This is a genomic window from Campylobacter sp. CFSAN093238 (assembly GCF_012898015.1).
GTDB classification, from domain to species: domain Bacteria; phylum Campylobacterota; class Campylobacteria; order Campylobacterales; family Campylobacteraceae; genus Campylobacter_D; species Campylobacter_D jejuni.
In genome coordinates this window covers 1,340,144-1,362,722 of sequence record NZ_CP040611.1, presented here as the reverse complement: position 1 = coordinate 1,362,722, position 22,579 = coordinate 1,340,144, and the positions used below count along the sequence as shown (strand labels likewise).

At 29.9% G+C, this 22,579-nt stretch carries 21 protein-coding genes and 2 pseudogenes; 3 read left to right on the top strand and 20 right to left on the bottom strand.

The genetic code is table 11. The features are described 5' to 3' along the window. Positions 1-7: 7 nt before the first annotated feature. From FBF21_RS07040 to pseI, 17 genes and pseudogenes are all read right to left on the bottom strand, one after another. The gene (locus tag FBF21_RS07040; protein WP_168985460.1) at positions 8-1,867 is read right to left on the bottom strand and encodes a motility associated factor glycosyltransferase family protein; all 1,860 of its coding nucleotides are present in this window, start codon (positions 1,865-1,867) and stop codon (positions 8-10) included. Next, positions 1,864-3,825, bottom strand: a complete 1,962-nt coding sequence (locus tag FBF21_RS07035) for a motility associated factor glycosyltransferase family protein (RefSeq protein WP_165433193.1) — start codon at positions 3,823-3,825, stop codon at positions 1,864-1,866. Before FBF21_RS07035 ends, FBF21_RS07040 begins: the two co-directional genes overlap by 4 nt. Continuing rightward, positions 3,813-4,583 (bottom strand): flagellin modification protein PtmA, encoded by a 771-nt coding sequence (ptmA, locus tag FBF21_RS07030; protein WP_002875137.1) that lies wholly within the window; start codon positions 4,581-4,583, stop codon positions 3,813-3,815. Before ptmA ends, FBF21_RS07035 begins: the two co-directional genes overlap by 13 nt. Beyond that, positions 4,583-5,290, bottom strand: coding sequence for a CMP-N,N'-diacetyllegionaminic acid synthase (gene legF, locus FBF21_RS07025; protein ID WP_002864263.1), 708 nt, complete (start codon positions 5,288-5,290; stop codon positions 4,583-4,585). Before legF ends, ptmA begins: the two co-directional genes overlap by 1 nt. Further along, positions 5,283-6,188, bottom strand: a complete 906-nt coding sequence (gene ptmF, locus FBF21_RS07020) for an L-glutamine-D-fructose-6-phosphate isomerase subunit (protein WP_002875136.1) — start codon at positions 6,186-6,188, stop codon at positions 5,283-5,285. Before ptmF ends, legF begins: the two co-directional genes overlap by 8 nt. Then, on the bottom strand, positions 6,185-7,210 hold the full coding sequence (locus FBF21_RS07015; RefSeq protein ID WP_002864264.1) for a nucleotidyltransferase family protein: 1,026 nt from the start codon (positions 7,208-7,210) through the stop codon (positions 6,185-6,187). Before FBF21_RS07015 ends, ptmF begins: the two co-directional genes overlap by 4 nt. Positions 7,211-7,218: 8 nt before the next feature. Then, positions 7,219-8,373 (bottom strand): GDP-N,N'-diacetylbacillosamine 2-epimerase (hydrolyzing), encoded by a 1,155-nt coding sequence (gene legG, locus FBF21_RS07010; protein ID WP_002858369.1) that lies wholly within the window; start codon positions 8,371-8,373, stop codon positions 7,219-7,221. Next, positions 8,366-9,370, bottom strand: a complete 1,005-nt coding sequence (gene legI, locus FBF21_RS07005; protein WP_002906504.1) for a N,N'-diacetyllegionaminate synthase — start codon at positions 9,368-9,370, stop codon at positions 8,366-8,368. Before legI ends, legG begins: the two co-directional genes overlap by 8 nt. Before the next feature lie 39 nt (positions 9,371-9,409). Beyond that, positions 9,410-10,085: pseudogene (locus FBF21_RS07000) on the bottom strand (methyltransferase domain-containing protein). A gap of 17 nt (positions 10,086-10,102) precedes the next feature. Further along, positions 10,103-11,224, bottom strand: a complete 1,122-nt coding sequence (locus FBF21_RS06995; protein ID WP_002782235.1) for an N-acetyl sugar amidotransferase — start codon at positions 11,222-11,224, stop codon at positions 10,103-10,105. Positions 11,225-11,341: 117 nt separating this feature from the next. Then, complete coding sequence (locus FBF21_RS06990) at positions 11,342-12,052, bottom strand: 3-hydroxyacyl-CoA dehydrogenase NAD-binding domain-containing protein (protein ID WP_002876299.1); 711 nt, start codon at positions 12,050-12,052, stop codon at positions 11,342-11,344. A gap of 19 nt (positions 12,053-12,071) precedes the next feature. Then, a pseudogene (locus tag FBF21_RS09295) lies at positions 12,072-12,668 on the bottom strand (acetyltransferase). Beyond that, complete coding sequence (locus FBF21_RS06975) at positions 12,628-12,774, bottom strand: hypothetical protein (RefSeq protein ID WP_153308384.1); 147 nt, start codon at positions 12,772-12,774, stop codon at positions 12,628-12,630. Before FBF21_RS06975 ends, FBF21_RS09295 begins: the two are co-directional and overlap by 41 nt. A gap of 4 nt (positions 12,775-12,778) precedes the next feature. Beyond that, positions 12,779-13,933 (bottom strand): aminotransferase LegC, encoded by a 1,155-nt coding sequence (gene legC / locus FBF21_RS06970; protein ID WP_002919387.1) that lies wholly within the window; start codon positions 13,931-13,933, stop codon positions 12,779-12,781. Further along, positions 13,926-14,897 (bottom strand): 4,6-dehydratase LegB, encoded by a 972-nt coding sequence (legB, locus tag FBF21_RS06965; RefSeq protein WP_020247084.1) that lies wholly within the window; start codon positions 14,895-14,897, stop codon positions 13,926-13,928. Before legB ends, legC begins: the two co-directional genes overlap by 8 nt. Further along, a complete protein-coding gene (locus FBF21_RS06960; RefSeq protein ID WP_168985459.1) occupies positions 14,894-16,837 on the bottom strand; it encodes a motility associated factor glycosyltransferase family protein in 1,944 nt (647 codons plus the stop codon). Before FBF21_RS06960 ends, legB begins: the two co-directional genes overlap by 4 nt. Continuing rightward, on the bottom strand, positions 16,834-17,865 hold the full coding sequence (gene pseI / locus FBF21_RS06955; RefSeq protein WP_002918716.1) for a pseudaminic acid synthase: 1,032 nt from the start codon (positions 17,863-17,865) through the stop codon (positions 16,834-16,836). The genes FBF21_RS06960 and pseI overlap by 4 nt, the downstream gene beginning before the upstream one ends. Positions 17,866-18,120: 255 nt before the next feature. On the opposite strand from pseI, the gene pseA reads away from it, so the two are divergent. From pseA to wbuZ, 3 genes are read left to right on the top strand one after another with little or no spacing between them, the layout of a single operon-like run. Continuing rightward, positions 18,121-19,257, top strand: coding sequence for a pseudaminic acid biosynthesis protein PseA (pseA, locus tag FBF21_RS06950; protein WP_002784894.1), 1,137 nt, complete (start codon positions 18,121-18,123; stop codon positions 19,255-19,257). Further along, positions 19,254-19,859 carry an imidazole glycerol phosphate synthase subunit HisH gene (hisH, locus tag FBF21_RS06945; RefSeq protein ID WP_002864311.1) on the top strand — a complete coding sequence of 202 codons (606 nt, stop codon included), beginning with the start codon at positions 19,254-19,256 and terminating at the stop codon, positions 19,857-19,859. The genes pseA and hisH overlap by 4 nt, the downstream gene beginning before the upstream one ends. After that, on the top strand, positions 19,860-20,606 hold the full coding sequence (gene wbuZ, locus FBF21_RS06940) for a glycosyl amidation-associated protein WbuZ (protein WP_002872861.1): 747 nt from the start codon (positions 19,860-19,862) through the stop codon (positions 20,604-20,606). Here the strand turns inward: wbuZ and pseH are convergent. The 3 genes from pseH to pseF are packed head-to-tail and all read right to left on the bottom strand — an operon-like array spanning position 20,571 to position 22,547. Then, positions 20,571-21,044, bottom strand: coding sequence for a UDP-4-amino-4,6-dideoxy-N-acetyl-beta-L-altrosamine N-acetyltransferase (pseH, locus tag FBF21_RS06935; RefSeq protein ID WP_002781802.1), 474 nt, complete (start codon positions 21,042-21,044; stop codon positions 20,571-20,573). The genes wbuZ and pseH overlap by 36 nt on opposite strands. Next, complete coding sequence (gene pseG, locus FBF21_RS06930; RefSeq protein ID WP_002830499.1) at positions 21,041-21,865, bottom strand: UDP-2,4-diacetamido-2,4,6-trideoxy-beta-L-altropyranose hydrolase; 825 nt, start codon at positions 21,863-21,865, stop codon at positions 21,041-21,043. The genes pseH and pseG overlap by 4 nt, the downstream gene beginning before the upstream one ends. Further along, positions 21,849-22,547 (bottom strand): pseudaminic acid cytidylyltransferase, encoded by a 699-nt coding sequence (gene pseF / locus FBF21_RS06925; RefSeq protein ID WP_002872860.1) that lies wholly within the window; start codon positions 22,545-22,547, stop codon positions 21,849-21,851. The genes pseG and pseF overlap by 17 nt, the downstream gene beginning before the upstream one ends. Between the last annotated feature and the right edge of the window lie 32 nt (positions 22,548-22,579).

Genomic DNA, 22,579 nt, shown 5'->3' with positions numbered 1-22,579 from the left:
ATCCTAATTATTTTTTAGCTATATCGTCAAAATTCCAATTTTCTAAACTTTTTTCTATGGTTTTGTTTTGAGTATCAAGATATCCTAAACCTTGGATAAACCAATTGTGTTGTATTTTCAAAAAGTCTATTAAATTTTCTTTTTGCTTATTTGTGTTTAAAACTTCAAATTTTAAAATTTCACATTCGTTATGAAAATAAATAGCTTGACAAAGTTCATTAAAAAGCTTGAGTTTTTTAAATTCTTTAAAAAGATTTAAAAGATCATTTTTGATTTTTTCAAGAGTTTGAAAATTCTTGTCATTTTTTTCTAAAGTGTATCTAAGCTTTTGAAGCTGAGTTTGGGTTTTTTTTATAAATTCTTTGGATTCTAAAATGCTTTTTTGGAGATATTTTTTTGTTTTTTCTAATTTTTCTTTGGCTAGTTTTTTATCTAGAAATTTTGGAAAATCAAAAGGTTTATTTAAATCTTTATCAAGTAAATTCTCACAAGCCCATAGAAAAGGTTTTTCTATGGTTCCTTCTATCCTTGCTCCACCTTCGGTGCAGTTGTAGGTGGTGATATTGAGTTTTTCTTTTGCCCAAAAAATATCTTTTTCAAAAGCTTGACGAAACAAATTCCAAGTAAGTTGTGTTCTTACTTTGCCTTTTCCTCCATAAGCTAGTGTATATTTTTCTCCTCTGATTTCTTCACCTTGACTTCCATGTATATGCTCTTTAGGATGTGAACTTCCATCCTCGCCATAAGCTAAATCCTGTCCTATAAAAATGATATTTTCAAATCTTAAAGCTCCTGCTAGTTCATAGATCATATTGGAAACACTGTGTCCTACTCCAAGATATCCATATTCATCAAGTTTTAAACTAGCTGCAAAATTTAAAGGGCGATGTACAAGCATATAAGCTCTTTGATCTTTTTCTAAAAAATCTAATACTTCTTTGTGAACCACAGAAGCAAGTATGAAAAGTATGCCTTTGTTAAAATCGCCAAAATCATTATCAAAACATTTAGAAACTATATCATCACGTTCTAGCATGCAAACATAATCAGGCTTTATACCATGTTTAGCTAAAATAGGATAAGAAGAATCCGCACAAAAAATTGTAGCTTTATTAGCATATTTTTTTAACAAAGGAAGTTGTTTTATAAGACTTGGTCCTGTAGAAACAATGATAGCATTTTCAACCTTAGCTCTTCTTTCTTTGAGAAATTCTTGAAAAATTCCATGATTTAACATTTTAGGGAGATTATCTAGGGTATGTTTGATTCCAACTAAAGAATCATGTGGATCATTACCTTTGTTTAAAACGATAAATCGTATCATTTCTATCAGTTGAGTATTTATATTTTGTATTTGAGTGCTATAAAATTGTTGATAAAAATCATTATGGATAAAAAGATTAAAAATTTTTACACTTTTTTGAATGATTTCATAAGTAAAAAGTGTGGTGAGTTGTGCTGTATTAATATTTGGAGTATAAAAAAGTATTAGTTGTTCTTTTTTTAATTCTTCGCTAAAATCAAATAAATGAAAAGCTAAAGTTAAAATTTCAAGATTGTCTTCAAAAATGATAATGTGTTTATGTTGTTTGTTTTTACATAAAGTTTTATAAAACATTCCATTTCCAAAGCCATAAAAAAACAAAACAGGATATTTGTTATATTTGGTTTTAAACAGAGTAAGGTTTTCTAAAAGCTCTTTATTGGGATTTTCATAAAGAAAAATATCATCTTTTTTAAAATTTATTCCATTTTCATCTTGGATAAGTGCAAAAGTTAAGTATTTAAGTGATCTCAGTGTACAAGCTAAAAACTCATCGACCTCAAACAAAGCTTGAGTATTTTTTAAAAAAAGCTCTTCTCTCACCTTCTCACCCTTTCCATCCATTTATCTAATTTTCTTTCTTTAAGTTTTTCTTCTAAAGGAAGTATATTTTTAATCAAAGCATTTTCTTGTGCTTTAATATGTCCATAAACTAATTCCATAAATTCTAAATGTTCTTTTATCCAAAGAATACTTTTATTAAAAGCATCTTCTTTGGTTTTAGGATTTAAAACATAAATTCTAGCAAGATTAAGTTCAAATTGAGTTAGTAGGGGACCTAAAATTTGCATCAAATCTTTTTGAGTATTATAAAGCTCATCGATTTGAGTTTTGATTTTATCTATATCTTTAATGATCTCTTTGATAAGGGTTTCATTTTCTTGAGAATTTTGTAAACTCATAAAAGAATTTTTTATTTTATTATAGCTTTTAATAAATTTATTACTAAAATCTCTACAATGTTTAATACTTTGATAAACTTTATAATAAGCCTTAAGTAAAAATTCATTTTGTTTATTTAAACTTAAAGGTTCTAATTTTTCAAAAGGTTTATTTAAATCTTTATCAAGTAAATTCTCACAAGCCCATAGAAAAGGTTTTTCTATGGTTCCTTCTATCCTTGCTCCACCTTCGGTGCAGTTGTAGGTGGTGATGTGATAATTCATTTTTATATTGACTATATCTTTTTCAAAGTTATGTCTAAAAAGTGTCCAAATTTCAGAACTTTGAACTTTTCCATTTCCTCCATAAGCTGTAGTGCTAAATTTATCTAAGTCCCTTTCATAGTCTCCATTGTGTAAATTAGCATGGATGAAACCTTGAGAATGTGTTTGCCCATCTTTGGCATAAGCTAAATCCTGACCTATGAGAATGATGTTTTTGTATTTTAGATGAATGGTTAATAAAAAATTCATATGTGCTACGCTAAATCCCATATTAAAATATCCAAAATAATCTAATTTTAAATATTGTATAAAGCTTGCATAGGTGGATACAAGTATAAAAGCTCTATTATTTTTTTGAAGATATTTGATAGTGTGAGGATGTGTAACAGATTTAACAATAAACACAATATCCTTATCAAATTCCCCAAAATCATTATTAAAACATTCAGCTACTATTTCATCGCGTTCCAACATACAAACATAATCAGGCTTTATACCATGCTTAGCTAAAATAGGATAAGAAGAATCTGCACAAAAAATCGTAGCTTTATTAGCATACTTCTTTAATAAAGGAAGTTGTTTAGTTAAACTTGGTCCTGTAGAAACAATAATAGCTGTATCACTTAAATTTTTTCTTTTAGAAAGTAATTCTTTATAACTAGGATGAGTAATCATTTGAGGAAGATTATAGACAAATTGTTCTATGCCTTGAAGAGCATCAAGAGGATCATTACCATGAGAAAGAATGGAATCTTTAAAATCTTGCACTAGCTTTTTATTTAACTCCAAAACATCCTCATGAAATCTTTCATAATAATGACTCATCAGTTCTAAAAAATAAATTCTAGAAAATTGAAAGAAAGGCTTGCTAGAGCAAAAATTAGAAAACAATTCTATATCCAAAGAACTTGTTTGCAAAATCATCAATCTTGAATTTTGTAATTCATTTGAAAAATCTAAGACATGAAACATTATCCAAATGATTTCTATATCTTTTTCAAAAACCACAATATGTTGATGATTTTTATTTTGCAATAAAGCTTTAAATAAAATTCCATTTCCAAAACCATAAAAATACAATACAGGATAAAGTAGGTATTTGTCATTATAGGTGTTTAACATAGTGTTTAATTCATCAATAACATTTTCATAAAGAAAAGTATTATCACTTGTATCTTTTAGATTGATATCTAGATTATCTTTACCTAAGATAAGTTCAAATTTACTAGACTGGATTTGTTTTAAACTTTCTTTTAAAAGAATATTACTTAAAGCCTCAATGTTTTTATTAAAAAGTTCTTTTTGAGTAGGGGTGAAGGTCATCATAAGCCCCATCCATCATCTACTACTAAGGTTTGCCCTGTGATAAATCTACTCTCATCACTAAGCAAAAATACCAAGGTTCCGCACACATCATCAGCATCTAACATACCCTTGCTTGCACAACATTTTCTATAAGCTTTTAAAAAAAGTTCATTTTGATTATCCAAAATTCCTCCACTTGCTAGGGTATTAACGCGTATGTTTTGATTAAAAAGCTCTTTAGCTAGCCAAGAGCTCATGTGATTAATCCCTGCTTTTATCACACTGTATTCTAAAGAGCTTTGCATGGAAGTGCCTTCATAGTTTTCAAATTTTGGCGCATAAACTCCCATGATGGAGCTAAGATTGATGATATTACCATAGCCTTGTTGTTTAAAAAATTTCACAAATTCTTGAGCGGCTAGCATAAAGCCTGCTAAATGTAAATTTAAACTTTCACAAATTTGTTCGTATTTGAGTTCATAATAAGGCGTTTTACCCCAATCTTTGCCAAAAGGATAGCTTGAGTTAACAAAAGCATCGATTTTGCCGTATCTTTCTTGACTTTTTTGAAGGGCGGTTTGTAAGCTTTCTTGTTTAGTGATATCAAGTTCTAAGCTTAAAAGTTTTGTTTTAAAATTTGTTTCTAAATTTTCTTGCAATTTATTTAAGCATTCTTTGTTGATATCTGCGAGTATAGGGATACCTTTGCTAAGAAGTATTTTTTGACAAAGCGCTTTACCTATACGCCCACAAGCTCCTGCTACAAAGATGATTTTATTTTCAAGCATTAAAAATCCTTTGGCGATAAATTTTTTAAAGAGATTAAAAACTCTACGATTTTAAAATCAAGCTCGCTATCAATATCAAAAGCTGTGCTTTCATCCATTACAAAAAGCCCTGTGTTTTTGCCAAAAACACTATCATTTTCTAAAAGATAATCCCTTTTAAAGATATAAATACTAGCGTTCATATCATAGCATTTTGGGGCACTTTGGCGAGTGGTAAAATTTCCTTCTTTGGATTTTACTACCTTGTTATTTTGTATTTCTACGAGGTTAAAATAAGGATTGCGTCTAGCAGGAACTGCGGTGATGAGATTGGAATTATCATTTTCAACAAAACTTTCATAAGCTTTTTTTATATCAAGGCTTGAGCGAAGCGGGGCTGAAGCATCTAAGTCTATGAGAGTTTCAAAACACGTTTTAAAATGCTCTTCACTTCTTAGCAAGGCATCACGCATGACAGGAAGTTTTGCAGTCCGATCATTGGCAAGATGAGCTTCTCTTTTGAAAAAAACTTCAGCGCCATATTTTTGGGCTACACTTGCGATTTCATCACTATCAGTACTTATGACTATGTGTTTAAAAAGCTTTGAATTTTGAGCTTGTATGATGCTATAAGCTATCATTTCAAGTTTGTTAATCTTTCTAATATTTTTGTTTTTAACGCCTTTGCTACCACCCCTAGCACAAATAGTACATAAAATTTCAGCCATTTTTTTTCCTTACTTCATCACAAAGTTCAAGCACTTTTAAAGCCTGCTTAAGATCGCAAAGTTCTTTGTCTTTTTCAAAGACTGCATGATGTAAATTTTGAAGGGTTTTTATCGTATCATTTTCAAAATTTAAGATTTTTTGACTTTGATTTTTGTGATAAATTTCGATTTTATTGTTTATCAAATCGGCTTTAAAGCTTTTTTCTAAAGTATGGATGATAATTTCTCTTTTGTTAAATTTAGCAAAATAGTCTAGTTCTATATGAATTTTAGCTTCTTGTGAATTTTTTAAAGCCAAAAAGGCAAAATCATCGCTTGTTATGTCAAGCTCTGAAATTTTAGCATTTTGGGAGTATATAAGCTCTAAGTCTTTAAAAAGAAAAAAGGCTAGATCGATTTCATGAGAGAGATCGAGTAAAACCCCACCACCTAGCTCTTTTTTAGCGCTGTAATTTTGCCTGTAGTCTAAAGCTCTCCAATGGGGCAAATAAGAATTACAAACCAAACTAGCAAAATAAATTTTTTCACCTTTTAAAAGCCTTTTTAAAGCGACAATCACAGGATTAAAACGTTGTAAATATGCTACATAAATGTGATTTTTTGAGCTTGTGAAATTTTGGCTTTTTTCAAATAAAGGTTTTTCTACGAGTATGGTTTTATCTTTTACAAGCTCATCTAAAGTTTTTAAGGTGTTAAAATGCTCCGTAGTGATATTTGCGATGATAAAAAGATCAAATTCGTTTAAATCACATTCTTTCAAAGAGCAATAAATTGGAGTGTTTTTAAATTCTTCTTTTTTAGCACTTAAAGAAAGCAAACTTACTTCATGATTTAAATTTTTTAAGGCTAAAAAATGCTTTTTTCCTATGCTTCCAAAGCCTATGATTAAGACTTTCATTTAAAATCCTCATTGGCTTTTAAAAACTCATCTGGCCTTCCAATGTCAATCCAATAATCGTTGATGATATAGGTATTTACCTTGCCTTTTTGCAATACAAGTTTGATGAGTTCGGGCATGTCTAAGTATTCATTTTTAGCAATTAAATTTAAAATTTCATTTTCAAGTACATAAATCCCCGCACTTACTAGGAATTTTTGGGTAGGTTTTTCTTCTATATTTTCTATAAAACCTTGTTTTTGAGTGATCACTCCATAAGGAATTTGTTGCTCAAACTCACGCACGCAAACGCTCATTAAAGCTTTTGATTTTTTATGCGCTTTTAAAAGAGCATTAAAATCCAGCTCGGTTAAAATGTCTGCATTCATAACGATAAAACTTTCTTTAAATTCTTGTTTTATAAGGCTTAAAGCCCCTGCTGTACCTAGTTTTTTACGCTCTTTAATATAAGAAATTTTAACCCCAAATTTTTGCCCTTTTTGAAAATAATCTTCTATGATTTGTTTTTTATAATTCACACAAAAGATAAAATTTTCAAAATTTTGATTTTTAAGTCTTTGGATTATGCTTTCTAAAATGGGTTTTTTGCCTACTTTTAACATAGGTTTTGGAGTATCTTTAGTCAGCTCTTTTAAGCGAGAGCCTAAGCCTCCAGCCATGATGATAATGGAGTTTGGATTGGCTTTTAAAAGTGATGAGATAGATTTTATAGAAAGAATTTGCCCTTTTTCATCTAAAACAGGAAAGTCGTAAATATCGGTTTTAGCAGAAATTTTTAAAAGCTGTTCTTTGCTTGTGTTTTCTTTTATGGTGATGGGATTTTTAGTGTAAATATCTTTGATACTATCTTTTAAAGTTTTGCCACTAATTAAAGCTTTTCTGATGTTTGAATCGCTAATGACTCCTAAAAATTTATCCTTTTTATCAACTATAATGCCTAATCTAACGCGTTCTTGCCCGACTATTTTTAAAGCTTCTTTTATGCTAGAATCAGGGGTGAGTTTGAGTTTGTTTATATCCACACTAAGCCTTATAAATCGATGAAATTTTTATGTAAAATTGTATCTAAATTTACATTTTTTAGGCAAGTTTTTATGATTTTATTAGGATTTTTACCATTATCATAAGGGTTTTTAAAATTTTTTAAATTTTGTTTAAATTCTTTGCTTTCTAATTTTTCAAAAGCTTGATCAAGATCGTTGATTTCGGAATCAATGATATTTTGAGTTCTTAAACGCCCTTTTTGTCTATCGCCTATATTAATGCAAGGAGTTTTAAAAAAAGGACTTTCACTAATACCACTTGAAGAATTGCCTATCATGGCCTTGGCTATTTTCATAAGACTTAGGTATTTTTGTGAGCCAAGATTATCAAAAAGTTTAGCCTTGTGTGAGTTTTTTTGGCAGTAATTTTGCAAAATTTCATTGATTAAAAGTCCATTTTCATCGGCATTTGCTTTGGTAAAAATCAAACTTGCATTTTTAAGGGTGTCAAGTTTTTTAAGTAAGGTTTTAATCTCTTTTTGAGTATTTTTTACATTTAAAGTTAAAGGATGATAAGTGATTAAGTAAAGTTCTTTATCTAGTTTCATTTCTAAGGCTTTTTCTAAATCTTTTTTGTTTAAAAAATTCATATTTTTTATGATAGTAGAAGCTAAAGAACCTATATTAAAAACCCTTTTTTCTTCTTCTCCAAGTTGCAAAAGCCTTTTTTTATAAATTTCATGACTTACAAAATGTAAATGTGACATTTTTGAAATGCTGTGTCTTATACTATCATCAATAGCCCCTAAAGTAAGCTCCCCGCCACATAAATGCACTAAAGGTATGTGCATCAATAGACATACACTTGCTACGCTAAGCATTTCATAACGATCGCCTAAAATCACCACCATATCAGGTTTTAAGTCTTCAAAAGCATCGCTAAAAGCACTAAAAGCTAAACTCATACTTTTACAAAGGCTTATTTTATCATCGTTTGCAAGCAGGATAGGGATTTTTTTAGTTATTTTAAATTCTTTTTCTATTTCTTTATAAGTGAGTCCAAACTCAGGGCTTAAATGTGCTCCTGTAGCGATGATTTGAAGGCTTAGATCTTTATCGTTTTGAATTTCATGACATAAATTTCTTAAAAGATACCATTCAGCCCTTGTTGCACTGACTATACAAATTTTTCTTTTACTCACGGATAAGCTCATCTTCTTTGTAGTTTTTAGTAGCAATCTTACCCAAAAACTCTTCATATCTCATAGCACTTATACCATTTGCGGGGCGTTTGGTAGTAAGATTTCCTTCGCTAAAAATTTCTCCTTTTTTGATGTCTTTTTTGGCCACTAAACTTTTTCTTACTATGTTGATATTTTTTTGTTCGCTTTTACTTGCTTTTTTTATGCCATCACCCATTGCCTTTTGTATTTGTCTTATTTGGGTACAAAGCATTTTTAGTTCTTGAGGTTCTAGGCTTGCTTTATGATCAGGCCCTGACATATTTTTGTCTAGAGTAAAATGCTTTTCTATCACACAAGCTCCCAAGGCAACCGCAGCTAGGGAAATGTGTATACCCCTTGTGTGATCAGAATAACCCACATCAAGCTTAAAAGCGTCTTTTAAGCTTTGCATGGCTTTAAGATTGACTTCATTAAAAGGGGCAGGGTATTCTGTAGTGCAGTGTAAAAGAGTGATATTTTGGCGTTTAGCGCCATTTTTGCAAAGCACATTTAAAGCTTCTTCTATCTCGCCTAAATTTGCCATGCCTGTTGAAAGTATGATTTTTTTATTAAGCTTTGCAATTTTTTTAAGATAGGGTAGATTGGTGATTTCTCCGCTTGGAATTTTAAAGATTTTTAAGCCTAACTCATTTAAAAGATCTACACTTTCAAGATCAAAAGGAGTAGAAAGAAAGGTAATATTGCATTTTTTTGCGTGTAAGATAAGCTCTTTATGAGCTTTAAGATCGAGTTCGAGTTTTTGTACCATTTGAAGCTGACTCTCATCACTAGCCGTGGTTTTAAGCTGATAGGGTGCTTTTTTAGCCTTTGTGCTGATACAGTTTTTGGCTTTAAAACTTTGAAATTTAACAAAATCAGCCCCTGAATCTGCTGCGATTTCTATTAACTTTTTAGCTAAATTTAAATCACCATTGTGATTAACTCCTGCTTCTGCGATGATAAGAGTTTTTTTCATAGTTTTGCCTTTATTTTGCCTTAAAATAAAGGCAAAATTTTATTTTTTAATACCTACATAAATGTAATGGTGTGCTGATCCTTCAAAATTATAAAAATTAATAGGATCATAATCTCCTAAAAATAAAGTTTCAAAAGGTTGAAAAAGATTTTCTAGATCTTGGGCTTTATCAATAAAATGTATAAAGCTTGTTTCATTTAATCTTCCATTAATTTCAACTTTACTCAAGCCATTTTTTTCTTCTTTTTGACTGTGGGAAAAATAATAATTTTTCTTGCTCATCATTGTAGCAAAAAGTATTCCACCTGTGTTCAAAAGTTCGTAAAATTCTAAAATATTTTGTTTAAGTTCTTTTAGAGGTATGTAGTAAAGACTTTGATTTGCAAAGATAATATCCATATTTTCATCAAAAAGTCCTTTGATGCTAGAATTTGGTTCTATAATTTTACAATACCCCCCCCCCGCTAATATTTTGCTCCCAAATTTCTTTTAAACTTGGAACTATATCTATTCCAAAAGTTTTAAACCCTTTGCTTTGAAAATACGCTGAATGTACACCATTGCCACAACCAAAATCAAGTAAATTTCCATTTATTTTATTTAGTTTGTATTTTAAAATTCTTTCATAAAAACGTACTACATGACCATCTGGAAAAAGTAATCCGTATCCATTTTCATTATATTTCATTGTATAAGCTTCTAATGAGTTTTGCATTTTTTTCCTTTATATTTTTATTGTAATTTGTTTTTTAATTTAAATTCTCCAAAATCATTTTTATAAAATAAATCCATATTGTAATGTTTTTCTACTATTTTCCAAAATGTAGTTTTACTAATACCTATGAAATTGCAAAAATCTTCAACGCATTTATTGTCAAGCTTATGATCTCTTTTTTGCACAAGTTCAATAGCTTCTTTTCTGCTTAAAAGTCCATAACGCACGAAACGAGCTGCGTAATCACTCGCACAAGCATGACCAAATTTAGGGTATTTCATCCAAGCGTGTAGGATATAGCCTATACTATCAACTTGATCAAAATTTTCTGCACACATTGTTCTATCCCATTCGCCTTCTAGATCAGTAAAACCACGACTTTTAGCAAAAATATAATTGCTATAAGAATTCCATTTTACAAAATAACTTAGATAGATAGGGTTAAGTTTATCGAGTTTATCTTTGTTTGGATTGAAAAAGAGTTGCAAATTTTCTTCTTTGATTTCATCATCTATAAATTCATTTATATTTAAATCACTAGCTACACCATTTAAAAATATTTCTTTAGCGCTAGGAGTTTCTTCGGTATCACTACCTCCATATTCATAACTAACATTTTCTCCATAAACCAATAAAGGTGTATTAAATTTTAAAGCCATAGCAAAAGGATAGCTGTAAATTAGTCTATCAATAAACCAAGTAGGTTTTCCATATTTTTCAAAGGTTTTTAGCATAACTTTTTTTTGAGTTTTGATATCAGGCTTTAAGCTAATGATATGACAACCAAAAGTTTCACTTAAATTTTTAAGATTTTTCTTGCCTGCTTCAGTCATGGTGAAATTATCTTCAACGCTAAAAAGAATAGGATTCATTCCAAGTTTTTCTTTCATGATATGCACTTGAAAATGCGAATCTTTACCTCCACTTACGGCAATAGCACAATCATATTCAAATTTTCCATTCATTCTGCGGTATTTATCACATAAGACTTCAAGCTCTTTAAACCTTGCTTTATAATCAATATTTTCTTTATTTTTATGATTGATGCAAGCTGAACAGATATTTTTACCTTCTTTATCTTTTGTAAAATTAATACCAGGTCTAGTATTTGGCATCACGCAGTGATCACAATAAATCATTCCCCACCCCTTCAATATTAATAAAAATATTAGATTGTATAAAATATTAAATTAATATTTGCTTATTTTATAAAATATCACTTATGTTTGTTTTATTTTTCTACCTAAAATTCCTTTTTATAAGGCCTTTTTAAAGATTTTTGGATGGTAAAAATTTTCATCATCTTCTTTTAAATTCTTACAAATTTTATTACAAAGTTCTATGCCTATAGTGTCGATAATATTTAACAAATTTCTGTTTTCATAAAGCAAATCATAAACTGTTTGACATTCTTTGAAATTATAATCGTATTTTTCTATAATTTTAAAAAATGATGAAATTTCATTGAACAAAAGTAAATTTGCTAAAGCTCCTCGATTGCCTTTACTGCAAATGATATGAAATCCTAATTTTTTAAGATCTTTCAATGGGGTAAATCGTTCTAAATTAGAATCACAAAGTTCTATTAATTTGATATAAATAGTATTGAAAAAATGTATAAAATCGCAGTTTAAATCATCCATACTCAAAGAACTTGAATTCGAAAAAACTATATTATTATTGTCTCTAAGAATTTGCATGATTTCTTTTTTTAAATTTAAATCTTCATTTAAGCTTTCTATAGTCAAGCTATTTTTAAGATCTTCTATATGTTGGTAAATGTTTATTTTTCCGGCGTTAAAATTAGAAAAATCTATTTTTCTTTGTAGAAGTTTTATTTGTTTTTCAAATTCGTATATATTGAGCTTGCTTTTATTATAAACACCTATTTCATGGCCTAACAAATAAAATAAAGCACTTATTTGCTTACCCATTAAACCAAAGTCTATGATATTAGTTTTTTTCATTGTTTTTTCCTTGTTTTAATTATATTTTTATGAAAAATAAGTTGATTGGATGTGTAGTTTTGCTAATAATACTACCTGCGCTTACTATGCAGTTATCTTCTAAGTTTACGCAAGGCAACAGGCTAACTCTAGTAGCTAAAAAACAATTTTTTCCTATGCTTGAATTTCCATTAAGTGTAGCATAAGGGCTTAAAATACTTCCTTCTCCTACCTTACAACCATGAGCTATGCTTGAATAAATATTACAAAGCACAAAATCTCCTATATTTGAATTAGCATTAATGGTTACAAAAGGACACACTATAACCCCTTGTCCTATTTTAGCTTCTTTTGAAACAAAAGATTGAGGATGTATAAAAGTGATAAAATTACATGATTTTTTTTGAAAGTTTTACAAGGTTTTTTTTCTTAAATTGATTTGTCCTACACCTAAAGCAAAAGATGCTTTTTGAATCAACTTTTTATCGAAGTTATCTTCATTGCCTAGATATTTTAAGTCAAAAAAAATATTTTCTTGTATATCAATATAGCCTATAATTTCGTAATTTGCATCTTTTAAATAAGAATAAAGCTCTCTAGCAAAGCCACCCGCTCCTATGATGATGACATTTTTCACGCACTTCTCCTAAAAGAAGAAGTAAAAAAATCAAATCCCCCCCCCCCGCTACTCTCATATTTTTTCTTATTAAAATTTTTTTAATGCTTTGAATTAAATTTTGCAACGCATCATTCCTTTTTATTTGCTATTCTAACGCTACTAGGTAAATTAACCAAACGTTTTTCTAAATTTTTAGTGTTTATAAGCTCATTGCTTTGACAGTTTTGAAAAGCTTTTAAACTCGGTAAGCTTTTCCATATAGGACGGACGAAAATATTATTTTTCAAGCATTCTTCTAAAAAGATATTTCTTAAATTTTCATCTTTAAAAAGCAAGGTATTGAGCCAAAAATTGCTTTTTTCATTGCTTTTTTCATCGATAAATTTACATTTATCGTGATTTTTAAAAAAATCCTTGTAAATTTTAGCAAGTTCTCTTTTGTTTTCTAAAAAAAGTTCTAAATTTTCAAGTCCTGCAAGCAAGATTGCTGCGTTTATATTGCAAAGACGGTAATTATAAGCTATCCTATCATGATCGTATTCGTAAGGATGGGGGATTTTAGCTGTGGTGCTAAGGTGTCTTGCAAGTTTAGCTAAATTTTCATCATCGCTTAATATCGCCCCACCGCATCCACCTGTGATGATTTTATTGCCATTAAAACTTAAAATTCCACACTTTCCAAAAGTGCCTAAGGCCTTGTTTTCATAGGTGCTTCCTAAGGCTTCTGCGGCATCTTCAATTAAAAGGATGTGGTATTTTTCACAAAGTTCTTTGATGGCTTTTATATGAGCGCTTAAACCAAAGGTGTGCATAATAACACAAGCTTTGATGAGTTTGTGTGTGGTTTTGTTATAGCTAAGATTATCTTTTTGATAAGTTTGATTTTCTAAAAAATGCTCTAAAGCCTTAGGACTTAAACTTAGAGTGTTTTCATCTATATCTAAAAAAACGGGTTTTGCACCTGTATAAGCGATAGCATTGGCCGTAGCGACAAAGCTTATGCTTTGAGTGATGACTTCGCAGTTTTCATCGATACCATTAGCTAGTAAAGCGATATGAAGGGCTGCTGTGCCTGTATTTGTAGCGATGACAAAGCGTGTTTTGGTTTTTTCTTTTAAAGCTTCTTCAAAACGCGTTACAAATTCTCCCACGCTTGAAACAAAACCGCTATCAATGCACTCTAAAAGATATTTTTTCTCATTGCCTATAAAACAAGGCTCATGTAGGGCAATACTTTCTTTGTTAAAAAGACTTTTTATAAAAGAAATTTCTTTTTTAAACATTATAAAGCTCACTTTTATAATTTTCTAAATTTTCTTTAAAATACTCTATGCTTTGTCTCAAGCCTTCTTCTAGACTTATTTTGCTTTGCCAATTTGTAGCTTTTTTAAGCTTGTTTGCATCGCAACAAAGTCTAAAAACTTCGCTATTTTTAGGACGCAATCTTTGTTCATCTTGGATGATTTTTACTTTAGAATCTAAAATTTTTTGTATGAGATCAAGTACTTCTTGCATGGAGTATTCCACTCCTGAGCCTATATTATAAACTTCTCCAAAATGTTTTAAATTTAAAAGAGAGATAAAACCCTCGCAAGTATCTAGCACAAAATTTAAATCCCTTTTAGGGCTTAAATCTCCTAGTTTGATTTCCTTTGCTCCACTTAAAATTTGTGTGATGATGGTAGGTATGATAGCCCTTGCGCTTTGTCTTGGTCCATAGGTGTTAAAAGGGCGTGCAATATTGACATTTAAATTAAAAGAATTATAATAACTCAGCGCCATCATATCTGCAGCGATTTTGCTTGCAGAATAAGGGCTTTGAGGTTGTAAAGGGTGTTTTTCATCGATAGGTATATAAAAGGCTGTGCCATAAACTTCGCTTGTTGAGGTGTGGATAAAATGTGAAATCTCGTTTTTTTTAGCTGCTTCGAGCATATTTAAAGTGCCATTGACATTGGTATCCACATAGCTTTGTGGGGCTGTGTAGGAGTAGGGGATAGCGATTAAAGCGCCAAGATGAAAGATCGCATCTATATTTTTGGTGATTTTTTCGCAAAAAAAACTGTCTCTTAAATCTCCACTTATAACCTCCATGTCTTTTAAAAAAGAACTTTTTTCTAAATGTCCCCAAAAATTAAAAGAATTATACTGACTTAAAGCTCTGACTTTAAAACCTTTTTTGACCAAACTTTCACAAAGATGAGAACCTATAAAACCATCAGCACCTGTAACTAAAATATTTCTCACCTTCTCACCCTTTCCATCCATTTATCTAATTTTCTTTCTTTAAGTTTTTCTTCTAAAGGAAGTATATTTTTAATCAAAGCATTTTCTTGTGCTTTAATATGTCCATAAACTAATTCCATAAATTCTAAATGTTCTTTTATCCAAAGAATACTTTTATTAAAAGCATCTTCTTTGGTTTTAGGATTTAAAACATAAATTCTAGCAAGATTAAGTTCAAATTGAGTACGCAGAGGTTGTAAAATTTCATATAAATCTTGCATTTGTTTTATATCTTCAAGTTTATTTTTAAATTCATCTATTTTTTCAATAGCTAAATTGATATCCTCTTCTTTTTCATTTAAACTCAAATATATACTTTGTATATTTTCAAAATCATTGCTGAGTATTTTACTAAAATCTCTACAATGTTTAATACTTTGATAAACTTTATAATAAGCCTTAAGTAAAAACTCATTTTGTTTATTTAAACTTAAAGGTTCTAATTTTTCAAAAGGTTTATTTAAATCTTTATCAAGTAAATTCTCACAAGCCCATAAAAAAGGTTTTTCTATGGTTCCTTCTATCCTTGCTCCACCTTCGGTGCAGTTGTAGGTGGTGATACTATACTTAATAATCATTGTTTCTAAGATTTGCTTAAAAAATATCCAAGCTTCATGAGTTTTAACTTCTTCTTTCCCGCCATAAGCTTTAGTTAAAATATGCTCATACATTTGACTTTCATAGTTAGCTGAGTTTTGATAATCATCAGGATGAGAATTACCATTTTTTGCATAAGCTAAATCTTGTCCTATGAGAATGATATTTTTATGATTGAGTAGAGCCGAAAGAAAATATGACATATGTGCAACGCTAGGTGTGTTATATAAAAAGTAAAAATATTTATTAAGCTTTATATAGATTGGAAAATATAAATATCTTGGCATGATAAGATATTTTCTATTTCCACCCTTTAAATATTCAATCGCTTTTGGATGAACAACACCAGCACAAATAAATACAATATCCTTATCAAATTCCCCAAAATCATGATTAAAAAACTCTGCTGTTAATTCAGTTCTTTCCAACATACAAACATAATCAGGTTTTATACCATGTTTAGCTAAAATAGGATAAGAAGAATCCGCACAAAAAATCGTAGCTTTATTAGCATATTTTTTTAATAAAGGAAGTTGTTTAGTAAGAGATGGTCCTGTAGAAACAATGATAGCTGTATCACTTATACCCTTTCTTTTAGAAAGTAATTCTTTATAACTAGGATGGGTAATCATTTGAGGAAGATTATAAACAAATTGCTCTATGCCTTGAAGAGCATCAAGGGGATCATTACCATGAGAAATAATAGAATCTTTAAAATACTGTACTAGCTTTTTATTTAACTCCAAAACATCTTCATGAAATCTTTCATAATAATGACTCATCAGTTCTAAAAAATAAATTCTAGAAAATTGAAAGAAAGGTTTAGAAGAGCAAAGTTCAGTATAATCTTGAGTTTGTAATTTATCATTTTCTAAAATCATCAATCTTGCACTTTGTAATTCATGTGAAAAATCTAAGATATGAAACATTATCCAAATGATTTCTATATCTTTTTCAAAAACAACAATATGTTGATGATTTTTATTTTGCAATAAAGCTTTAAATAAAACTCCATTTCCAAAACCATAAAAATACAATACAGGATAAAGTAGGTATTTGTCATTATAAGTATTTAGCATAGTTTGCAATTCTTTAATGGGATCTTGATAAAGTAAATTTTCATTATACCCCCCCCCATTATTTTTTATACTTGTATCTTTTAGATTGATATCTAGATTATCTTTACCTAAGATAAGTTCAAATTTACTAGACTGGATTTGTTTTAAACTTTCTTTTAAAAGAATATTACTTAAAGCCTCAATGTTTTTATTAAAGAGCTCTTTTTGGGTAGGGGTGAAGGTCATTGGAAATCTCCTTGTTTTAAAGCATCGCCAAATTTTATATCTTTAGTAGCTTTTTTTCCTAAAAGCTCTTGATAAAATTTAGGATGTAGTCCAAAAGAAGGACGCACGGATTTTACATTTTCTTCGCTGAACATTTCACCTTTTTTGATATCCTTACTTGCATATAAGCTTCTTGCAAAAACACGGTTTTTAAGCGCCTTTTCATCTAGATCTAACTTACCATCGCCTAAAGCACTTTCAGCTTGTCTTACTGCATCTACCATAGCTTTAAATTCATCAAAATCAAGACTAAATTTACTGTCTTCACTTTCTATGCTTTTATCTAACATAAAATGCTTTTCTATCACTCTAGCTCCAAGTGCTACTGCCATAACAGGGGCTAAAAAACCAAAGCTATGATCACTTAGCCCCACTTCAACATTAAATTTTTCTTTTAAACTTGCTATGCCTTTTAAATTCATATCTTCTATGGCAGTAGGATAAGCCGAAGTGCATTTTAAAAAGATTAAATCAGGATTTTTTTCTTCTTTAAAAATTTCACAGATTTTAAAAAGTTCTTCTTCTGTAGCAATGCCCGTTGAAACGATAGTAGGTTTTTTTTCTTTGGCGATTAAACGCACGAAATTTTCATCATTAGCTTCAAAAGAAGCGATTTTATAGGCTATAGGATCAAAGCGTTTTAGAAATTCTAAATCTTCTTTGGCAAAAGGACTTGAAAAACAAAGTATGCCTTCATTTTGTGCGGTTTCAAAGATTTGAGAATGCCATTCATAAGGGGTTTTTGCACTTTGATAAAGCTCATAAAGTTTTCTTTTATCCCAAAGCCCATCCTTAATAATAAAATCTTCTTTGTTGCTATTTAGAGTCATGCTATCTGGAGTGTAAGTTTGAATTTTTATCGCATCAGCACCTGCTTCTTTGGCAGCTTTTATACTTTGAAGTGCCATCTCAAGACTTCCTGCGTGATTTGCACTAAGTTCTGCTATGATAAAAACCTTTTTATCGGTGTTAAAATTTCCTATTTGCATACTTTTCTTTCTTTGGTAAATTTCCTGACTAAAATGATATATAATTATATTATATATTTCTTCAATTTATATATTTATATTATATAAATATTACAACTTTGTTATGATTTTGCTTGGTTTCATTCAAAAAATGCCATATGGATTTAAATTATAGAATTCATTCATTTTTTAATTTTTATATAATATAAATATATAAAATCATAAAATAAAATTTAATTATAACGATATATATTTAAGACTAATTAAAGGAAATTTATGAAATTTTGTAAAAAATGTGTGATGCCAGATACTAAGCCTGATTTACATTTTGATGAAGAAGGTGTTTGTGATGCTTGTCGTTCTCAAGAAGCTAAAAATCAAAATATTAATTGGCAAGAAAGAGAAAAAGAATTTTTTGAGCTTATAAAAAAATACAAAAAACATCCTGTTTATGATTGTGTTATCGGAGTAAGTGGCGGAAAAGATTCTACTTTTCAAGTGGTTAAAATGCTTGAACTTGGACTTAATCCTTTGTGTGTGTGTTTTGAGCCTAGCGTACCTACGAAAATAGGGCGCAAAAATTTAGACAATTTAAATCATCTTGGCGTGGATTTGATCCATATCAAGCGTGATCCAAAAGTTTATCAAAAACTTGCCCGTGAAGCTTTTATAAGAACAGGGGATAATGAGTGGCAAAACCATTTGGGAATTTTTACTTCTGTTCCACGCATAGCGGTAAATTTTGGAGTGCCTTTGATCATCTGGGGAGAAAGTCCGCAGATAGAGTATGGCGGTCCTGCGAGTAGTAAAAATAAAAATATTTTAGGCAGAGAGTGGCTTGAAGAATTTGGCGGGCTTTTAGGAAATCGTGCTTCTGATATGCTTGGGGTAAATGGTATCACTGAAAAAGATTTGTTTTTATATACTTATCCAAGTGATGAAGAACTTCAAAGAGTAGGGGTTACTGGGCTATTTTTAGGGTATTATTTTAAATGGGATTATAAAAAAATTCTTGAAATTTCTAAAAAATATGGTTTTTTAACTCTAGATCATCCTGTTGAGACTACTTATGAAAATTTTGAAAATTTAGATTGTTATTCTAATCATGTGCATGATTATTTAAAATACTGCAAATACGGCTTTGGTAGAGCAACGGATAATGCTTGTTTGGATATTCGTTTAGGTTATATCAGCCGTGAAGAAGGGGTGCGTTTGGTACAAAAATACGATGGCAAGCCCCCTAAAAAGGCTATTAAAAAATACCTTGAATTCAGTGGTTTTAGCGAGGAAGAATTTCAAAAAATAGTAGATTCTTTTACCAATAAAAAAATTTTTAAACGTGATGAAAATGGTAAATTTATAAGAGATTATGATGGTTCTTTGGTAAGAAAAGACGAGTGTGTTTTAAAATGATAGCGCTCATTGATTACAAGGCGGGAAATTTAAACTCTGTTGCTAAGGCTTTTGAAAAAATAGGAGCTATAAATTTCATAGCTAAAAATCCAAAAGATTTGCAAAAAGCAGATAAATTGCTTTTACCTGGAGTGGGATCTTTTAAAGAAGCGATGAAAAATTTAAAAGAATTTGGTTTTATAGAAGCTTTAAAAGAGCAAGTTTTAGTACAAAAAAAACCTATTTTAGGCATTTGTTTGGGAATGCAGCTTTTTTTAGAAAGGGGCTATGAAGGTGGAGTTTGCGAAGGACTTGGTTTTATAGAAGGTGAAGTAGTCAAATTTGAAGAGGATTTAAATTTAAAAATCCCACATATGGGTTGGAATGAGCTTGAAATTTTAAAACAAGTTCCTTTGTATCAAGGCATAGATAATAAGAGTGATTTTTATTTTGTGCATTCTTTTTATGTGAAATGCAAAGATGAGTTTGTAAGTGCTAAAGCACAATACGGACATAAATTTGTTGCATCTTTACAAAAAGATCATATTTTTGCTACACAATTTCACCCCGAAAAAAGTCAAAATTTAGGCTTAAAACTTTTAGAAAATTTTATAAGGCTTTAAATGTTAAAAACTAGAATTATCCCTTGTGTTTTGTTAAAAAACGGACAACTTGTTAAAAGTATAGAATTTAAAGATTTTCGCACTATAGGGCATTTAACTTCAACAATGAGAATTTATAATGCACGCAATGTTGATGAGCTTATTATCTTAGATATAGATGCTTCAAAAAGTGGAGAAATAGATTTTGAAAGTATAGAAGATCTTGCTAAAGAATGTTTTATGCCTTTAACTATAGGTGGCGGGATAAAAACCCTTGAAGATATACAAAAGATTTTAAATTTAGGTGCGGATAAAATTTCTATCAATTCTAAGGCCTTAGAAGATATGGATTTTATAAGTAAAGCGGCTAATCGTTTTGGTTCTCAATGTATAGTTTGTTCTATAGATGTTAAAAGAAAAGGAGGGCAATTTTGTGTTTATGACAGGGGAAATTTACTTGAAAAAAGTCCTTTAGAACTTGCTTTAGAATATGAAAAAAAAGGAGCTGGAGAGCTTCTTTTAACCTCTGTGGATTTTGAAGGAAAAGCAAAGGGTTATGATTTAGAACTTTTAAAGATCTTTCAAAATAAACTTAAAATTCCTCTTATTATCAATGGAGGACTTAGCAATCCAAGTGATGGAGTTGAGGCTTTAAATTTAGGTGCTGATGCTTTAGCGGGTGCTTATATTTTTCATTTTTCTAAGTATACCCCTAAAGATGTAAAAGAAGAATTAGCTAGGCAAGGCTTTGCAGTCAGATTGCTTTAGGCAAATATGGTAAAAATCTTTATCTTCATCATAAATAGTAAAATGATTTTGTTGATATAATTTTAAAGCTTTGCGATTGTCTTTGAAAACATAAGCTTTAAGAGTATTTACTTTTAAGTTTTCAAAAGCGTATTTTATAATTTCATTCATTAAAATTTGTCCTACGCCTTTTAAATTAGGTTTTGCGTAAAGTCCAAATTCGCAAGATTTAGTTGTGATATTGACAAAATCAATTACGCCGATAATCTGTTCATCTTGAAAAACTAAAAAATATTTTTTGCTAGAATCTTGATGTAATTTTTTTAAAAATCTTAAATGTTCTTCAAAATCAATATATTTTGTTTTCATAAATTGATTGATATCGGGGTGATTGCGCCATTTAAAAATCAGCTCTATTTCTTGAGAATTAAGTTCTGTGAAATTTTTAAGTTTTATCAATACTTATACTCCACTTCATACCCTTTTTTAGCAAGCCAAGTTGCTGTAGATTCTTGATTTTTAACATAACAAATAGCTTTGAAATTTGCCTTTAAAAGCAAGGCTTCATTGACTAAAGAACTTGCACTAATGATGAGTTTATTGCTTTCATTCATCAATTTTGCAATATTTTCATGATCGATAAATAATCTAATATTGTTATGTAATTTTGCAAATTTTTGCAATTTTTTAAGATTAGGATTAGAAGAGCTGGTTGCAATGCTGATGATTTTTGTTTTAGGTAATTCGCTAGCAATTTGTAAAGAAAGGTTTTTTATATCAGTTCCACCCATGCAAATGAAAAAATCATATTTTTTTTCTCTATTTTCTTTGGCCTCTTGATAAAATTCTTCCCTGATTAAAGCATAAGAAAAACCACATCTTACTTCGCATTTAAAAGGCACTAAACCTTCATAATCACTTGCTTTTGCATAGGCATTGACATTGAGTAAAATATCACAATGATGAGGCTTTATTTCATCATCAAAGCTTAGAATTTTCACCCCTGTTTCAAGCTTGATCAGTTTTTCATCATCTACGCTGATGCCATAGTGATCAATGATAAGAAGTTCAAATTTTTCTTCTTTGATGAGATTGATAAGCTCGTAGATACTTTCGCTACTAAGCTCATAAACAGGATAAGGAATTTCATCGATCAAGGAGCCTTCTAAAGGCAAGCAAGCAAAACTTACATCGCTATATTGTTTAGCTAAGACTAGATCGCGTTTAATGTGTCCAAAGCCTATTTGACTGGAGCTATCGCTTCTAAAAAGCACTTTCATGATTTACCTTATAAAGTATTTTTGCAAATTCCAAATCTTGTATGGTGTCTATATCGCAAACTAAATTTCTTGGCAATACAAACACGCTAGAATGAGGTTTAAATATAAAATCTTCCTCAAGCCAAGCTTTGCTTGTACCAAAATAAAAAGCTCCTGCATCATGATAAGCTTTTGTTAGATCTTGTGAACGACTTTTATAATGTTTTTCATCAAACATATAAACTTGATTGTTTTCATTTAGATAAAATGCCCTTTGTATAGGATACTCAAACCCAGTAGCAGCAAATAAAAACTTGCTTTGATTTTGTATAAATTTTTCATAGGCTTGTTTTAAAATGTCTTTATTTAACAAAGGAGCAGTAGCATAAAGGCAGCAGACATGATCATAAATTTGATTTTGGCTTTGTAAAATTTCTATGGCATTTTGCACTACAGCAGTGCTTGAAGCATAATCATCGCTTAAATTTTTATCACGCACAAAAGGAGCTTTTGCACCGTATTTTAAGGCTACTTCTATGATTTCTTCATCATCGCTTGAAAGCACCACTTCATCAAAAATACCTGAATTTAAAGCATTTTCTATGCTATAAGAGATTAAAGGTTTACCTAGAAAATCAATGATATTTTTTCTAGGAATTCTTTTTGATCCACCACGAGCAGGGATTATGCAAAGATTTTTCATAGTTAAGCCTTGTTTTTGTGTTTTATTTTACT

Excerpts from the sequence above, each read along its gene's own strand:
- FBF21_RS07035 (WP_165433193.1), bottom strand. The coding sequence starts at position 3,825 with ATGGGGCTTATGATGACCTTCACCCCTACTCAAAAAGAACTTTTTAAT.
- ptmA (WP_002875137.1), bottom strand. The coding sequence starts at position 4,583 with ATGCTTGAAAATAAAATCATCTTTGTAGCAGGAGCTTGTGGGCGTATA.
- legF (WP_002864263.1), bottom strand. The coding sequence starts at position 5,290 with ATGGCTGAAATTTTATGTACTATTTGTGCTAGGGGTGGTAGCAAAGGC.
- ptmF (WP_002875136.1), bottom strand. The coding sequence starts at position 6,188 with ATGAAAGTCTTAATCATAGGCTTTGGAAGCATAGGAAAAAAGCATTTT.
- legI (WP_002906504.1), bottom strand. The coding sequence starts at position 9,370 with ATGAAAAAAACTCTTATCATCGCAGAAGCAGGAGTTAATCACAATGGT.
- FBF21_RS06995 (WP_002782235.1), bottom strand. The coding sequence starts at position 11,224 with ATGATTTATTGTGATCACTGCGTGATGCCAAATACTAGACCTGGTATT.
- FBF21_RS06990 (WP_002876299.1), bottom strand. The coding sequence starts at position 12,052 with ATGAAAAAAACTAATATCATAGACTTTGGTTTAATGGGTAAGCAAATA.
- legC (WP_002919387.1), bottom strand. The coding sequence starts at position 13,933 with ATGTTTAAAAAAGAAATTTCTTTTATAAAAAGTCTTTTTAACAAAGAA.
- FBF21_RS06960 (WP_168985459.1), bottom strand. The coding sequence starts at position 16,837 with ATGACCTTCACCCCTACCCAAAAAGAGCTCTTTAATAAAAACATTGAG.
- pseI (WP_002918716.1), bottom strand. The coding sequence starts at position 17,865 with ATGCAAATAGGAAATTTTAACACCGATAAAAAGGTTTTTATCATAGCA.
- pseA (WP_002784894.1), top strand. The coding sequence starts at position 18,121 with ATGAAATTTTGTAAAAAATGTGTGATGCCAGATACTAAGCCTGATTTA.
- hisH (WP_002864311.1), top strand. The coding sequence starts at position 19,254 with ATGATAGCGCTCATTGATTACAAGGCGGGAAATTTAAACTCTGTTGCT.
- wbuZ (WP_002872861.1), top strand. The coding sequence starts at position 19,860 with ATGTTAAAAACTAGAATTATCCCTTGTGTTTTGTTAAAAAACGGACAA.
- pseG (WP_002830499.1), bottom strand. The coding sequence starts at position 21,865 with ATGAAAGTGCTTTTTAGAAGCGATAGCTCCAGTCAAATAGGCTTTGGA.
- pseF (WP_002872860.1), bottom strand. The coding sequence starts at position 22,547 with ATGAAAAATCTTTGCATAATCCCTGCTCGTGGTGGATCAAAAAGAATT.